Source organism: Sediminibacterium sp. FW305-C-269, assembly GCF_058231045.1.
Window position 1 is genome coordinate 320722 of record NZ_JBIQXQ010000002.1, and the last position, 16593, is coordinate 337314.

9 protein-coding genes are annotated in these 16593 nt (G+C 45.6%); 6 read left to right on the forward strand and 3 right to left on the reverse strand.

Going from position 1 to position 16593, the window contains the following annotated elements; genetic code table 11:
* Positions 1–215 precede the first annotated feature (215 nt).
* Genes ACH3Y6_RS06730 through ACH3Y6_RS06745 form a run of 4 tightly spaced genes read left to right on the forward strand, consistent with a single transcriptional unit; the run spans position 216 to position 6498 of the window.
* Positions 216–3188, forward strand: a complete 2973-nt coding sequence (locus ACH3Y6_RS06730; protein WP_490834833.1) for a PAS domain-containing sensor histidine kinase — start codon at positions 216–218, stop codon at positions 3186–3188.
* Positions 3185–3628 (forward strand): response regulator, encoded by a 444-nt coding sequence (locus ACH3Y6_RS06735; protein WP_490834834.1) that lies wholly within the window; start codon positions 3185–3187, stop codon positions 3626–3628. The genes ACH3Y6_RS06730 and ACH3Y6_RS06735 overlap by 4 nt, the downstream gene beginning before the upstream one ends.
* A gap of 6 nt (positions 3629–3634) precedes the next feature.
* Entirely contained in the window at positions 3635–5074 is a 1440-nt protein-coding gene (locus tag ACH3Y6_RS06740) for a PAS domain-containing sensor histidine kinase (RefSeq protein WP_490834835.1), read from the forward strand.
* A 23-nt stretch (positions 5075–5097) separates the two neighbouring features.
* Positions 5098–6498, forward strand: a complete 1401-nt coding sequence (locus ACH3Y6_RS06745) for a PAS domain-containing protein (protein ID WP_490834836.1) — start codon at positions 5098–5100, stop codon at positions 6496–6498.
* A gap of 21 nt (positions 6499–6519) precedes the next feature.
* Here the strand turns inward: ACH3Y6_RS06745 and ACH3Y6_RS06750 are convergent, their stop codons facing one another.
* The 3 genes from ACH3Y6_RS06750 to ACH3Y6_RS06760 are packed head-to-tail and all read right to left on the reverse strand — an operon-like array spanning position 6520 to position 11420.
* Positions 6520–9123, reverse strand: coding sequence for a family 20 glycosylhydrolase (locus ACH3Y6_RS06750; RefSeq protein ID WP_490834837.1), 2604 nt, complete (start codon positions 9121–9123; stop codon positions 6520–6522).
* A gap of 29 nt (positions 9124–9152) precedes the next feature.
* Entirely contained in the window at positions 9153–10676 is a 1524-nt protein-coding gene (locus ACH3Y6_RS06755; protein WP_490834838.1) for a sialate O-acetylesterase, read from the reverse strand.
* A 9-nt stretch (positions 10677–10685) separates the two neighbouring features.
* Entirely contained in the window at positions 10686–11420 is a 735-nt protein-coding gene (locus tag ACH3Y6_RS06760) for a FadR/GntR family transcriptional regulator (RefSeq protein WP_490834839.1), read from the reverse strand.
* 98 nt (positions 11421–11518) lie between these two features.
* Between ACH3Y6_RS06760 and ACH3Y6_RS06765 the strand changes: the two genes are divergently transcribed.
* A complete protein-coding gene (locus ACH3Y6_RS06765; protein ID WP_490834840.1) occupies positions 11519–13090 on the forward strand; it encodes an exo-alpha-sialidase in 1572 nt (523 codons plus the stop codon).
* 183 nt (positions 13091–13273) lie between these two features.
* Positions 13274–16573, forward strand: coding sequence for a SusC/RagA family TonB-linked outer membrane protein (locus ACH3Y6_RS06770; RefSeq protein WP_490834841.1), 3300 nt, complete (start codon positions 13274–13276; stop codon positions 16571–16573).
* The last annotated feature ends 20 nt before the right edge of the window (positions 16574–16593 follow it).

Genomic DNA, 16593 nt, shown 5'->3' on the forward strand with positions numbered 1-16593 from the left:
GTTTAACTTGACTGAAACATAACTTTCTGTCGGCAGATAATAGTTATGTGCTTGTTAAACAATATGTTCCATGATAAATGCCTGTTTTGAATGAGCTGTTTCAGCGATAAAAACTATCGGTAAAATCAGGAATGGTATAGGAAGGATATTGTTTTTATTCTATATTTATTAAGGAAGCCCTGTTCTTGATAGGAATATAAAACCATTGCTGAAAGATGGAGTTACAGTTGTCTGATCTTATCCTGGAAAATCCCCAACAAATGATCGCCCTGATCAGCAAAGAGGGCGTGTTTTTATATGTAAACGATATGTTTTGTTCGGTTTGTGGTTATCAAGCCGAAGAACTACTTGGAGAGAACCGGAGAATCCTCGCTTCAGGTTATCACGACCAGGCGTTTTTTGATGATTTATGGAAAGCCAGCGATTCCGGATATATCTGGAAGGGAGAGATCAAGAACAAACGGAAAGACGGTTCTTTTTTCTGGATGGACACTACCATCATCCCATTGTTTTCAGGAAGTGGCGAACTGGCAAAATCATTATCGATCAGTGTAGATATCACGGAAAAAAAAGAAAAGGAAGAAAAGCAACAGTTGCAGGAATGGATCATTGAATCCATCGATGATGCGATACTTAGTAAAGACCTGTCGGGGAAGATCACAGGATGCAATCCCGGTGCGGAAAGATTATTCGGATATAGCCAACAGGAGTTATTGGGAAAAAGAATTTCCATACTCATACCTCCGGAACTGCTCATGGAAGAAGCGCAGCTGGTAGCCGATATACGGTCAGGGAAAAAAGTGGAAAATTACGAAACTGAACGGATAACCAAGGGTGGGAAACGTATCCAGGTTACGATCTCCTTATCGCCCATAAAAGATATGGCCGGACGGCTGATCGGCATATCCAAGCTTGTACACGATATTACCTTACGGAAACGGGAAGAGAAGATATTGGCAGAAGCAGCGGAAAAGTACCGGAATTATTTTGCAAAGAGTCCATTGCCCATGTTCGTGGTGGAGATCCCCGGTTACCGCTACCTTGATGTGAACCAGGCTGCTATTGATAACTACGGTTATTCAAGAGAGGAATTTCTCAGTATGTCTGCCGCTGATATCCGAACAGAAAAAGAGAAGGAGCGGTTTCAGAGTGAATCGCCTGAGATCGATCCTCACAAGACTTTCAACAGGGGTATATGGGAGCATATAAAAAAAGATGGTACCCGTATCCGTGTTGGTGTGAATGCCAGTGATATTGACTTCGAGGGTAAAAAAGCAAGGCTTATCATGAGCCTTGATATTACGAGCCAGAAGGAAGCGGAAGACAAATTACAGAGAAGTGAAGCCCGTTACCGGCATACACTGGATACCATGATGGAGGGCGTGCAGATCATCGGCTTTGATGGTACCATTATTTATGTGAATGATAAACTCGCGAGCCAGGCCAAGTTCACCAAGGAACAAATGATCGGGAAAACACTGCCCGAGTTGTATCCGGGTGTAGAACAGTCACCCATCTACCAGTCTTACCAGCAATGCCTGAAAGACAGGCAGCCAATTCATCTTGAAAATAAATTTGAGTTTCCGGATCAATCGGTTCAGACGTTTGAGATCAGTGTACAACCGGTTCCCGAAGGCATATTTGTACTTTCGGCGGATGTAACGGCAAAAAGAGAAGTGGACGAGAAAGTCCGCCTGCTCAACGAAGCTACTGCCAAGAGTGAGAAACGTTTCCGTGGTGTGATCGAAAGCAGCCATGATATAGTTCTGTTGATGGATGCTAGCCTTGCTACCTTCTACCGAAGCCCCTCAGCCAGAAGGGCAGTTGGACTTGTGGGAGATAATTCTGCCGAATACCGGCTTTCACGGGTACACCCCGATGATGTGCCTTCCTACAACCGCTCTTTTGAGCGGGTACAAAAGGAAAAGGGTATTCCAATTCCCATCAGTTTCCGTTTCCGGCATTATGATGGTCATTATATATGGCACGAAGGTTTTCTGACGAACCTGTTGGATGACGATGCCGTAAAAGCGATTGTGGCCAATCTGCAGGATATTACCCAACGAAAGATATCGGAACAGTTACTGGAGAAAAGTGAAAGGGTTTACCGGACCATCGCTTCTAATATTCCCGGGTCTGCCATCTGTTTGCTGGACGAGAACCTAGTGTATACCCTGTTGGAAGGCGATATGCTGGAGAAGTTCGGGTATCACAAAACAGATCTGCTTGGGAAAAAGGTTGTGGATATTGTTACCCCTGACCGGGAAGAGAGGATTCTGGGCATATTTAAAAGAGCATTGGCAGGGGAGCAGGTGCGTATTGAAGACAGTATGGCGGGATGTGATACAATGTCATCCTATATTCCACTGAAAGATGATAGAAATAGGGTATATGGGGTGATGGTGATTATTATTGATGTTACAGAATTGAAAAAGGCGCAAAAAGAGTTGAAGAAACTGAACCTCTCTCTTGAACATATTATTGAAGAAAGAACGGCACAACTGATTTCCGCTAATAGGGAACTGGAGGCATTCTCCTATTCTGTGTCGCACGACCTCCGTGCACCTTTGCGGGGTATCGACGGGTGGAGCCTGGCCTTGCAGGAAGATTACGGAACTCAGCTGGATGAAAAAGCCAACCAATACATTGCCCGAGTGCGTTCGGAAACGCAAAGGATGGGAGACCTGATTGACGATCTGTTAAAACTGTCAAGGATATCCCGTACAGAATTGAAACCTGCACGGATAAATCTCTCAGATATCATAAAGACCATTTCAGAACGGTTGTTGGAGGAGAACCCGGGCCGGAATATTCACTTTACCATTGCACCTGGTCTGATGGTAAAAGCGGATGCCAAACTGCTCGAAATTGCCTGCACCAACCTGATGAGCAATGCGTGCAAATTCACTTCCAGAAAAGAAATGGCTGAAATCTCTTTCGGACAAACGAAATATGAGGGGAAACCGGTCTTTTTTATCAAAGACAATGGTGCGGGTTTTGATATGGCGACCGCAAAAAAATTATTCGGTGCATTCCAGCGAATGCACCGGCAAAGCGAATTTCCCGGAACAGGGATTGGCCTGGCTATTGTCAAACGGATCATCAGCCTGCACCAGGGTGATGTATGGGCTGAAGCTGAACTGGGTAAGGGTGCTACATTTTATTTCACAATAAAAGATACGTTATGAGTTCTAAAACAATTTTGCTGGTAGAAGATAATCCGAGTGATGCTGCATTGGCAATGCGGGCATTTGAAAAAAATAAACTGCTGAACCCGGTTGTCCATGTGGAAGATGGGCAAGAGGCTCTTGACTTTTTATTTGCTGAAGGGAAATACAGCGATCGCGATATAGAAGACCTCCCTGCCCTGGTATTGCTGGATCTGAAACTACCATTGATTGATGGGCTGGAAGTGTTAAAAAGAATAAGAGAGCATGTGATTACCCGGCGGGCTCCCGTAGTTATTTTAACCACATCCAAAGAAGAGCAGGATGTGGCAGCAGGATATGACCTGGGCGTGAACAGTTATATCAGGAAACCTGTTGATTTCAACCAATTTGTAGAAGCCATCAAGCAACTGGGTGTATACTGGTTATTGCTGAATGAAACCCCTCCACCGGTTAAATAATGATTTATGAAAAAAAAGTTGCGTTTATTGCTTTGTGAAGACGATGAAATGGATGCAGCCCTGGTGATCAGGCAGCTTGAAAAAGAGGAATTTGATGTGGAATGTGAGCGGGTAGATACTGCCGATACATTAACGGATGCATTGACTCAACGACATTGGGATATAGTATTGTCTGATTTCAACATTCCTGGTTTTGGAGGTGTAGAAGCTTTGGCTATCGTTAAGAAATCCGGTTTGGATATTCCATTCATTTTGGTATCGGGCGCTATTGGTGAAGAAACAGCTGTGGAGATGATGAAGAAGGGCGCTAGTGATTATCTGATGAAAGGTAATCTGCAGCGGTTAGGTGAAGCTGTTAAAAGAGAATTGGAGGAGTTCAGGGTAAGAAAGGCCAAAGAAGAAGCCGAAAGCATCATCAGGGCTAACGAAGAAAAATATAGGGCGGTGATTGACAATTCTTTGTATGCTATCTTTCTGGCCCCTCCCGCCGGGTATATACAGGAATCCAATGCCGCTGCATCTGCTTTGTTTGGCTATACCCGCGAAGAATTTACCCGGCTGAATCGCTACTCATTACTGGATACCACTGATGATTTTTTCGAAGCCAAGATCATTGAACGAGATAGGAAAGGACGTGTTAAAGGAGAGTTTACAGGCATTCGTAAGAACGGGGAAAGATTCCCCTGTGAGATTGCTTCGGTCATATTTCATGATATAGAGGGTAAACAGGTAAGTTGTTCTATGATCGCCGATATTTCGGCAAGGAAAAATGCTGAACAAAAATTGCGGCATACACTGGAAGAAATGCAGCAACTCTCCCAGCATCTGAAAGATGCAAGGGAGGATGAAAGGAAGTTTATCGCCCGGGAGATCCACGATGAAGTCGGACAGCTGGCAACGGCTATACAACTGCAGCTGCACCTGTTGAAACTTAAATCACAGGATATCAGTGTAGCGTCGCTTGAAAAAATTGACCGTTCTATGGAACTCTCTGATATGATGATCACTTCAATCCGTCGGATCGCCACTTCTATCAGGCCCATCGCATTGGATCAACGGGGTTTGAACGACGCGCTGCGATGGCAGTGTGAGCAATTGCAGGAAAACCATCATATCAACTGCATTTTTACAGAAGATTTTGATGATACTAAATTATCTGCTGAAGCTAAAACAGAATTTTTCAGAATATGCCAGGAATCGATGACCAATGTGATGCGTCATGCCCAGGCAAACCTGGTAGAAGTATCGATCAGGGAAGAACAGGGAGATATACACCTGGTCATCAAAGACAATGGCAAAGGATTTGATCCCAACCAGAAAACCACCCATCTGGGACTGATTGGCCTTAGAGAAAGAGCCCATTCATTGAAAGGAGAACTCAAGTTGACAACAGGATTGAACCAGGGCACTTTGATAGAAGTTGTGGTGCCTAACCGTTGGAAATAAAGTGCTGTTTCAAAATACAAGTTATGCCGAACGAACTGAAACTGCTGATTTGCGAGGATGATGAAACAGATACCCTGCTGTTGCTGCGACAATTGGAAAAGCAGGGTTATCAGCTGAAAAGTCTACAGGTAGATAATGCATATGATTTTACCCAGGCACTGGAAAACAGTGCCTGGGATGTCATTATTTCTGATTATCATATCCCTGGTTTTGGTGGTCCGCTGGCTTTAGAAATTGTAAATGCCTCGGGAAAGGATATTCCTTTTATCCTCGTGTCTGGCGCCATAGGCGAAGAGCAGGCCGTTAATATGGTAAAAGCGGGCGCCAATGATTACCTGATGAAAGGTAATCTCATGCGTTTGGGGCAAGTGATCGAAAGAGAGCTCAAAGAAGTCGGTATGCGACAAGAGATCAGGGTGGCCGATCAACAGCGGAGGGCAAATGAAGAAAAGTATCGGGCCATCATCAATAACGCGATCCTTGGAATATTCATTTCGCCAGCGCAGGGAAATATCATCGAGTCTAATCCTGCTGCCCAGGCATTATTCGGTTATACGGAGCAGGAACTGCTTGCTTTGAAGAGGGAGCAGTTATTTGATACTGAGGTTGCTTTATTGATGAACCAGCTGACAATGGCTGGGGATACTCCTGATGTAAAAGCAGCATTGACCGGCATCCGCAAAGATGGCAGCCGGTTTGATTGTGAGGTAACGAATATCAGTTTCAGGGATCTTCATGGTGAACTGATGAAGTGCAGTATCGTGGAAGATATTTCAGAGCGGAAACAGGCATTGGAAAGAATTGCCAAAAGTCAGCATCTCCTGAACCAGGCCGAAACGGTGGCGCATATGGGAAGTACGGAAATAGACCTGGTAACAGAAAAAAGAGAATGGAGCGATGAGTTTTACCGGTTGCTGGGCTATGAGCCTGGGGCTATCAAACCCGATATCAAGGTGTTTCTGGAACTGTTACCCGATGAAGAAAAACAGCGTTACCTGGAATGGTACAATTATGTAAAACAGCATAATGCTGAACCTGAGCCGATCGAATTAAAACTGATCAGGAAAGATGGAACCGAAAGATACGTCTTCGCAAAGGGCCAGATCAGCCGGCAGGGAACAGGTCAAGGCCATCCTAAGCTGGTAGCTGTTGTACAGGATATCACAGACCTGAAACGGGTAATGCAGGAACTGGAAATGCAGAACCGGCAATTGAAAGAGATCGCCTGGACACAGTCGCATATAGTACGGGCACCGCTATCGCGCCTGATGGGCCTGGTTAAACTTCTGAGCGATGGAGTGGTGGGACCGCGTGAAGATCATACGCAGATACTTGACTATATCGTCCAGTCGGCCAACGAACTGGATCAGATCATTGCTGATATTACAGAGAAAACCCGTAAGATTAATGTACGTCCCGAATAGGATGCATAAGGTTAACGGAATTTATTTTCCCAACGGATCAGTATAGATAGAATCTGGAAAATACATCATGCCATTTTTCTGAACTACCGGTACGCAACTGAACATCCACTTAACCGGTGTTTGCCAATCAGATGATTTGAACGAAGCTACCGGAGCCTTCACTAACAAGTTGTTCCAGCCTTTTGTTAACCATACTATTGTGGGTGGCCTGTATTCGTAACCTTCATCAATCAAGGGCTCTTCCATACCCATGTTTATCCTGCCGGCTTTACTCCAATGGGGTGGTGGTATCTCTTTTCCGTTCAGCCATAAGCGGCTGTTTCTGTTATCCCATTTGCCTGCTACAGGTGTTGGTGAATGATTACTTCGTGAGATATTATAGAATCCAATCCAAAGACCTATCTGCTGGTCACGATCGCTATACAGCCTGGTAAATGCATAATAGGTGCTGTTCTCTTTTGTATTCGGCAGGTGTGAACCGATCATGGGCGACCAGAAATGTTTCAGGAAGATGGTTCCTCCAAATACGGAAACCGATGGGTATAATAGGGATGTGTCCGGAAGCATCACCTGTTCGGGTGCGAATACGGCATCGGTGTTACCCTCGTTGTTGAATGGGCCGATCAGTTTCCAATGGATGCCTGATTGTTTTACATAGGGAAAGGGAAGCGAAGAAAAATAGGTACTCTTATGATCGAGCAGTCGTGCCTCGAATTCTGTGAATGCGGCGTACCTCTCTGTTCCCGGTTTGTCCATATCTGATCGGTAATTTTTCCATCCACCACCTTTCCAACTGCGCTCAGCTAGGGTAAGCAACACAGGGAAAACGGGATTCATGGTAAGAATGTCTTTTTCATTGCTTACACGCCTGTCGGGCCAAACGCAGGCAATGGCACCCAGCAGGTTACTGTCGCCCCGTGGTACATCACAGATCTGGTGGTTGAACACACTGACAACACCATCGATCGGGTCAAAATGATTGAGGTAAAGATGTCTTGAATCGAGCGAAGGGTAACTTTTTTTAGGCACGGTCTGCCCATTCCACATCTGCAGCACGGTTCCCTGTGGCAGGTTTCCGCCCGGATCCCAGGCAATCACCTGTTTGCCGGTTTGTCTGATGGTAGCAACCATCTCCGGAAGAAAATTCCGGTTGGTGATCTTCACTTCGTCACCGCCAATATGGATATAGGGCACATCCAGTTCCTGGCACAGTTCTTCCAGGATATTTTTGCAGATAGCGGTACCTTCCGTACTCTGCATATCTACGCCCATGGCACGTTTAAAGGCAGCGCTGTGTCCCGGCATGTCTATTTCAGGTACCAACGTAATGAACCGCTCCTTGCAATATTGGATCAGGTCTTTCAGTTCTTCCAGCGTATAATATTCGCCGGGGTTACGTTGCATATGCGAAGCTGCTGTCAGTTGCGGGTATCGTTTACTTTCCAGCCGCCAGGCAATATCTTCGGTAAGATGAAAATGAAAGATATTCATCTTGTATTGTGCCAGGATATCGAGTTGCATTTTCAACTGATCGATACTCTGGAAATTACGCCCGACGTCGTGCATCAATCCTCTCCACGCAAAAGCGGGTTGGTCTTTGATGATGCATCCGGGAATACTGATCCCGTCGCGCATCAATTGCCTGAGTGTTTGCAGCGCGTAGTAGATGCCTTTTTCTGCCTGGGCATACAGTACTATCTCCGAAGCTCCGGCTTCAATTTCATAGGCTTCCTCAGCGAGGTAGGCATCTTTCATTTTTTTATAGGCGAGGCGGATGTTATAAGCGGCATTCTGTGCTTCAGTATAAGGTATGTGATTCGTGTTCAGCAACGATTTCAAATGCGCTAATTGCGAAGTAAAACGTTTGTCGGTACTGATGCCCGGCACTTCCAGCAGCGGGAAGGATGCTGGTGTCCATACCAGTTCCCTGGGGGCCGGTAACAGCGCGGGTTTGGTTGAGAGGTCGAATACCGAGGGAAATACCACTGATTTCCAACGGCGATACCCTTTGCCAGTCAGATGCAGACCATCATTGGTCAAGGTGCTGTCAAGGTGCTGGTTCTTATCTGAAAATGGCGTAAAGAGATCAACGTAAATGGCTGATTCCTCAAGGCAGATGTCCCGGATCATTTTGTTCAGCTGAAGAATGGAATCTGTTTTGTTTACATGGTTCCTGAACTGGGTGAATGCCGGGTTAACGGGTAAAACACTTTGCAAATAGACTTTTGTCACGGGGCTTTGTTCATGAAACTGTTGAACAATATTCCGGATATTGCCTGCTACCTGTGTTACAGGAATATTTTTAGCCAGGTCATTCACGCCGATCAGCAAAAAAAATTTGGAAGGCTGCATGTTCAGCAAGCTTGGCAAGCGGAGCAATACACCTGTTGTACCATCTCCGCTGATACCCCGGTTCAGGATCTCAGTGTTATTGAACATTTCCTGCCATTCACCACCATCCGTAATGCTGTTACCGCAGAAAACGATCCTGCCTTTTATATCCGGAAGGCTTTCAAAATGAGAAGCCCGTTGCCGGTAATAGGTATTTGTTTCCTGTGCCAGAATTGTGTTGCTGACAGCGGCTGTCGTAAACAGAAAGGTAATCAGCAGTAAGGTCTTTTTCACAATAGAAGAATAAAATGATGGTGTAAGAATTAAAAATCTGTCCGGAAAGGGGATGCAGGTAAACCTTCCTGGTTGATGAGGTTGGCGTCAACAGGATTGTCTTCCCAGGCATACCTGGCTGCAACAGGATGAATCACCTGTTCGGCCGATAACCAGATCTCGTTCTTTTTGAAACTGGCCCTGGCAGGATAGAATTTTTTATCCATTCCACAGATCCAGATACTCCGTAATGCAGCGCCATCACTGGTGCTGAGTCCTGATGAAGCATTACTACAGGTGATAATGATATGTTTCCCTTCTGTTCTGAACGATTCATAGAGAGGTCCGCCTGCAACCAGTTTCCTGTTGTATACATTGGCCAATGCAGCTCTTGCTGCGCGTTCGCCTACTGTTTTTTTGTTGCGGGGATGTACATCTGTAGGATGCCCGAGATCCAGCGTTACTACCAGCGAGACAGCCGGGATATCGCGGGCTGTAGCCAGTTGTACTTCCCGGTACAGTTCCCAGTCTCGTTTGATGGCAGGAAGCTGTATAATCACAAACGGTAAGGAGGGATTATTGAAATGTTTCCGCCAGCTGTGGATCAGTAATGACAGTTTGTGTTTGTTGAGCTGTGGATCCATGGCACTGCTGTCAGCGGTGAAAGTGGCGTTGGATTCGCCCTGGTACCAGATTACGCCTTTTACAGCCAGTTTTTGTAAGGGGGCAATGGCTGCATCAAAAAGGAACCCAGGCTGATAAGGATGCATGGGCATGGGTGATAGCGGGCTTTCCTCTTTCCAGGCAACCAGGTTTTGCATCACCCGTTCAGCAGTCCAAGCAGGGTACAACGGATTTTGTAACCAACCAGGGGCTGACAAAGGATACAGTATACTGTCATTAGTAATATCTGTTAAGGGCAGATAAGTTTCCAGCGGTACGCCACCGATTGAGTTGTTGATCAGGCCAATGGGGACCTGTGTTGCTTCCTGCAGGGTACGTCCAAAAAAATATCCTACTGCAGAGAAATTGGCGGTCGAGGCTGAATCAGCTATTTTCCATTCACGGGAAGTATAAAAATTTGCAGGTGTTAACTGCCGCAGGAAATCCAGGGGATAACGTTTATTGATAGGATTCAGGCTGCCTTCCCAATCGGAGAAACGCAAATTCGGATGCTGCTCCTGCATTGCTGCGATGTCGCCATCAAAAGACTGGTTCACCCTGAAGCGCATATTGGACTGCCCTGCGCAGATCCATACATCACCCATCAGGATATCTTTCACCACAATCTGGTTGGTTGATTCTATGACCAGTGTATAGGGTCCTCCGGCAGCGATGGGTTGCAATACGGCTTCCCATGTTGTATGAGTGGAGCGGGTGTGAATTTTTTGTCCGGCAAAATTGATTGTGATCGTACTATTGGGCGAACAATTGCCCCATATATGAACAGGAGCATCGCGCTGTAAAACCATGTGATCGGAAAAAAGAGGGGAGAGGGTAATATTTGCCAGGATCACCTGGTGAGAGATCAGGCTCAATACGAGTGCCTGAATCAGGCGCGATATTTTTTGCATAGAAAAGGATTATTCGAGGAGTTTCCTCATTTTAATGGTCTTATCGAAATGTATTTTCAGGTGTCGTTTCATGGCATCCCTGTATTTCTCCGCATTACCGGTTTCAATAGCTTTTACTATGAGTGCATGCGTAACATAATTTTTGGGCAGTTCTTCATCTTTCAGTTTCAGACCTTTGTCGTGTACATATTTGAAGATAGGCAGTAGCATGGACTGGAACCTTACCAGCGTATTGTTACGGGCTATTTCATAAATCCTGCCGTGAAATCTCGCTTCAAAATCCATCTCAAACAAAGCGGGATAATCCTTTTCTGTTTTGAGGATAGCTTTCAGGTCTGCAATATCAGAGGGTTTTATCCTGGCGAACAGCAATTCGGCAATGCCCATTTCCAGCACCAGGCGCATTTCAAACATATCCTGCAGTGTTTCTTCGCTCAGGATTTTTGGCTGTAGCAGCTTGTCGAGACCTATCAGCAAATCCGGTTCTGTTAGGATCATACCCTTATTCTTCTTCGATTCTATCAGTCCGATCGTTTTTAAGCGGGTCAGCGCCTCGCGGATGACGGTGCGGCTTACACCCATCGCTTCACACAATTCGTTCTCTTTGGGAATAGCATCGCCATTCCGCAGATCTTCTTTTTTAAAAAGCTCCAGCAGTTTCGTTTCAACCTGGTCAGTAAGCGAATAATTGATGATCGGCCTCAGCTTACTTTGTAAATTTCTTGCTCCTTCTCTTTTGCTCATAAGGATATCTTTAGTTGAATAAAGATATTTCTTTTCGGATTACCACTCTAAAATTATGTATTATGTATTACATATTATATTTTAGCGCAAATTTTTTTATGAAACAACAATTGCTGATACTGCTGTTCGCACTGGTATTATCGGTTTTGCAGCCTTTCCGTATGAGCGCTCAATCTCCATCGGGAAGTTTCGTTTTCGGGGTACTGCAAAACAGGGTTCCCGTTTTAACCGGTAAAAAAGACAATCCTGTAATCGGTCTGCACCTACCTGTGTATGGCCGGGCTGAGCAGGTATTATCGGAAGTAAACCTTCTTCTGAAGGGTACGGTAGAATTACGTGAACTCAAACAGGTAAGGTTATATTATACGGGCTCATCAGCTGCATTTTCTACCCGTCAGCTACTAGCCAGTTCAGCACCTGCTGCCGGGCAGATCAGTTTGAAATGTGTGCAAACATTGCAGGAGGGTAACCATTATTTCTGGGTTTCAGTTGAGTTGAACCCCGGCGCCAATCTGCTGCATACCATCGATCTGGTACCAAAGAATCTGGTGCTGAATGGCAAAATACAAACAGCCCAGGCAGATTTTGCCCGCTACAGTCAGCGCATTGGAACGGCGCTGCGGAATGCAGGCGATGATAAAGTGATCAGTTACCGGATACCCGGTCTGGAAACTACCCGTTCGGGAACACTGATTGCGGTGTATGATATCAGGTATAACAGCGCTGTAGACCTTCAGGAAGATATTGATGTGGGTATGAGCAGGAGTGTGGATGGAGGCCAAAGCTGGGAACCCATGCGTGTGATCATGGATATGGGTAAATATGGTGGTAAACCGGAAGACCAGAACGGTATCGGGGATCCCGCTGTATTGGTAGACCGCCAGACGGGTGATATATGGGTAGCGGCACTCTGGTTGCATGGGTATCCCAAGCAACGTGCATGGAATGCATCGCAACCAGGGATGGAACCTGCTGAAACGGGACAGCTGATGTTGTCCAAAAGCAGCGACGATGGTAAAACATGGAGTACTCCTGTCAATATCACCCGCCAGGTAAAAGATCCATCCTGGAGATTATGTTTCCAGGGGCCGGGACGCGGTATAACCATGGCAGACGGTACCCTCGTTTTCCCCGCGCAATACAAGGATTCGGCCGGTTTGCCGCATGCCACCATTTTATATAGTAAGGATCACGGACAAAGCTGGAAAATGGGTAAAGCGGCCTACCCCAATACCACAGAAGCCCAGGTAGTAGAATCAGAACCTGGTACCTTAATGCTGAACATGCGTGATAACCGGGGAGGATCCCGAACCGTCTGCACGACCCGTGATTTTGGCGAGACGTGGACGGAGCATGCCTCTTCCCGTTCCGCACTTCGCGAGCCTGTGTGTAATGCCTCCATCATCAAACACATATACCAGGGTAAACCCATCCTGTTTTTTGTAAATCCGGATGCGACTGATGGCAGGCATCACATGACCATCAAAGCCAGTATGGACGGAGGTCTCAGCTGGCCGCTGCAAAAACAGCTCCTGCTGGATGAATTACGCGGGAACGGTTATCCCAGCCTGACGATGATTGATGACGAACATATCGGTATTGTTTATGAAGGTAGCCAGGCAGACCTGGTATTTGAGAAAGTGGCTGTTAAGGACATACTCCAGCGTTGAAAGACCTGATCCGGGCATAAAAAAGCCGGCAGTATGCCGGCTTTTTTATGCCCGGCCGATGCTGTTTTTTGCCGTTTTGCAAGGAAGTGTGCGTATATCAATTTTTTGTTAAAAGAAATTTGGAAGGGATATGTTTTTTTGTATGTTTGTATATATGTCATACATAATACAAAATTAATTGCCATGAAATCAACTCTTTTCCTGATGAAATGTATACTCGCTTTTGCGGCGGTATTCATTGTCACTTCCCTCTCTGCACAATCCCGGAAAATAACGGGAACTGTTTTGTCAGAAACAGATGGTAGTCCCATGCAGGGTGTTGTTGTTACCGTAAAAGGAAAGAAAGCCGTCACTCAAACCGAAGCAAATGGAGCATTCAGCATCCTGGCGCAGAAAGGCGATGTGCTTACTTTCAGTTTTACAGGTTATGTAAATGCAGAGGTCGTTGTTGCTGACAACGATATCGTGAACCTGAAATTGAAATCTGATGTTGCCAACCTGGGTGATGTGGTGGTCATTGGATATGGAACACAATCTAGAAGAAATGTGACCAGCGCTATCACCAAACTCGACAAAGACGTGTTAGCCAGTGTACCCAGGGCCAATATTGGTTCAGCCTTGCAGGGTACGGTTGCCGGATTACAGGTGGTGAATGGTACCGGTCAGCCCGGTTCTTCTCCATTGATCCTGTTAAGGGGGGGCGCTTCTATCAATAGTCCCGGGGCACCGCTGGTAGTGGTGGATGGAATCATTCGTGCGTATAATGATATCCCTTCAGAAGACATTGCATCTGTTGAATTGTTGAAAGATGCAGCCGCTACCGCAATTTATGGTGCTCGTGCCAACAATGGTGTTATCCTGATCACTACCCGTCAGGGTAAAGCAGGTACTGCACAGGTGACATACAAGTTCACAGGGGGCAATAACAAGAGAAGAAATGGCTACAATTATATGAATGCCAAAGATTATATCTATTACAACAGGCTGGGTAACCTGAATTCCGGCAGAACGCTGGCACAGGTAAACAGCTCACGTGGTTATGGATTACTTACTGGCGCAGCCGACCTGGCTTCTTTTGATATACGCAAGTATGATGCTACAACTTCTGATCTGCTGACAAAAGGATGGGATACCGTAGGTGATCCTTATGGTGGCACGCTTATTTTCAAGGACCATAGCAAAGAAGTTGAAAACCTTGTTTTCCGGAATACCTATACCCAGGATCATTATGTGAATGTTACCGGTGGGAATGACAGGGGTAAATATTTTGCCAGCTTTGACTATTACAAAGAAGATGGTGTAATCATCGGTTCCGGTTACAAGCGTTTTTCCGGAACACTGAATGGTTCTTACAAGATTAAACCCAACCTGGAAGTCAGCAGCGGTGTAACCCTGTCTACCTCTTCTCAATTGGGTGTTATCGGTTCTGAAGTAAATACCTTGTACAGGACCATGGCTATCTGGCCTACATTCAACCCATGGCTGGATTCTGCTAAAACACAACCCAACCCGGGCAATGGTAATACCGATGGTAATACCCTGTACTGGTTGGGCAAAAGAGATGTTACTAACGAAGTGAACAGGATTACCTTTAATACTTCAGTTAAATGGGACCTGCTGCCAGGCTTGTATATCAAAGCCACAGGCGCCGGATACCTGTTTGAAGGATTGGACCAGGGCTTTAGCCGTGCTACACAGTTGTATACCAACATCTTTACAACACCTCAATCATACAGCAATACCACTAGGGAATCTTACGCTTCTTTCTCCCGTTCGTTCCAGCAGCAATACAATGCTATTGTGAATTATACCAAAACATTCGGAGATAAACACAACGTAAATGCCATGCTGGGTGCGGAATATTATGGCACCAGGCAGTTTGATATGCAGGTGCTGGGAACATTGGCACCTACAGATGATATCAGCACTGTAAATGCAGCTACCACTTTTGCTGCAGGTTCAAATTATACCTCCAAATCAGAATATCGTATCGTATCATCTTTTGGCAGGTTGAATTATGATTTTGACCAGAAATACTTGCTGTCTCTGGTTTTCAGGAATGATGGTGTTTCCAGTTTGCCTACAGGAAATAAGTTTGGTTTCTTCCCGGGTATGTCTGCCGGTTGGAACCTGCACAGGGAATCATTTTTCCAGAAAAGTGGCCTGTCTTCTTTCATCAATACCATCAAACCAAGGTTTAGCTATGGTCAGAACGGTAACGTGGCTGGTTTAGGCCGTTACGAAGTTCAGGGTGGTTATGGTTCTCAGGGATTGTACAATAATGCGGCCGGCTTCCTGAATACCGCTATTATTAATAACAACCTTCGTTGGGAAAAAAGTAAGACCACTGATATCGGTATCGACCTGGGTATCCTGAGAAACCGGATTGTGTTCACCTTCGATTACTACAACAGGATCACCAGCGACCTGATCACCAATCTTTCTTTACCAAGTTATATCGGCTTTGGTTCTGTAAGGACCAACCTGGGATCTTATCAGAACAAAGGATATGAGTTTTCAGTGAATGCCAATATTCTCAATAAGCCCAACGGACTTCGCCTGGATGTAGGTGCGAATGCTTCTTTTGTTAAAAATAAGATCCTGCAACTGCCCAATAACGGAAATGATAAGAACAGACAGGGTGGTTTACAGGTATATGACCCCGCCAGCGGAAAAGTGATTTGGGTAGGCGGTCTGCAGGAAGGTGAAGCACTGGGTAATATCTATGCCTATAAGCAAGTATCCATTTTTGCAAGTGATGCGGAAGTAGCCAAGATCGCCGGAACCAGAAAAGATCTGGTAGCTGGTATCAGTGGCCCCAACAGTACATACGGTTCAGGTAAGATCACTGCCGGTGACGTAAACTGGCTGGATGTAGACAAAAACGATACCATTGACTCGAGAGACCAGGTATATATCGGTAACATCAATCCAAAATGGACCGGTGGTTTTACAACGAACCTGTCGTTCAAAGGTTTTTCACTGTATACCCGTTTCGAATTTGCATTGGGTCATACCATCTACAACGACCTTGTTGCCAGAACACTGGGTAACTACCAGGGTACCTTCAACTATTTCGACCTGCAGAAGAACGCCTGGTCACCCACCAATACAAACACGGATATACCCAAAGTGTATTATGCAGACCAGGTGGCAGCACCATTGGGTAAGAAAAACTACACCAGGAGTAATAATGCCGGAAGTGTATTGCAGAGTAACAACTCACGCTTTTATGAGAAAGGAGATTACCTGGCTTGTCGCGAGATTACGCTGTCATATGATTTTGCAAAGTCATTACTGGCCAGAACAAAGATCATCTCACAGGCAAGGGTTTACATAAGTGCGAGCAACCTGTTTTACATCACCAAGTTTACCGGACCTTCTCCTGAGCCACCTGTATCAGGTGGTACAGTTACCGGTATCTATGCAGGTACATATCCCACTCCTAAATCATTTGTATTGGGTGTTCAGGTTTCCTTTTAATATATCTAACAAATCATTTT

Bases quoted from the DNA above. Each gene is read 5' to 3' on its own strand.
- ACH3Y6_RS06770 (WP_490834841.1), top strand. From the start codon at position 13,274: ATGAAATCAACTCTTTTCCTGATGAAATGTATACTCGCTTTTGCGGCG.
- ACH3Y6_RS06760 (WP_490834839.1), bottom strand. From the start codon at position 11,420: ATGAGCAAAAGAGAAGGAGCAAGAAATTTACAAAGTAAGCTGAGGCCG.
- ACH3Y6_RS06765 (WP_490834840.1), top strand. From the start codon at position 11,519: ATGAAACAACAATTGCTGATACTGCTGTTCGCACTGGTATTATCGGTT.
- ACH3Y6_RS06735 (WP_490834834.1), top strand. From the start codon at position 3,185: ATGAGTTCTAAAACAATTTTGCTGGTAGAAGATAATCCGAGTGATGCT.
- ACH3Y6_RS06730 (WP_490834833.1), top strand. From the start codon at position 216: ATGGAGTTACAGTTGTCTGATCTTATCCTGGAAAATCCCCAACAAATG.
- ACH3Y6_RS06745 (WP_490834836.1), top strand. From the start codon at position 5,098: ATGCCGAACGAACTGAAACTGCTGATTTGCGAGGATGATGAAACAGAT.
- ACH3Y6_RS06755 (WP_490834838.1), bottom strand. From the start codon at position 10,676: ATGCAAAAAATATCGCGCCTGATTCAGGCACTCGTATTGAGCCTGATC.
- ACH3Y6_RS06740 (WP_490834835.1), top strand. From the start codon at position 3,635: ATGAAAAAAAAGTTGCGTTTATTGCTTTGTGAAGACGATGAAATGGAT.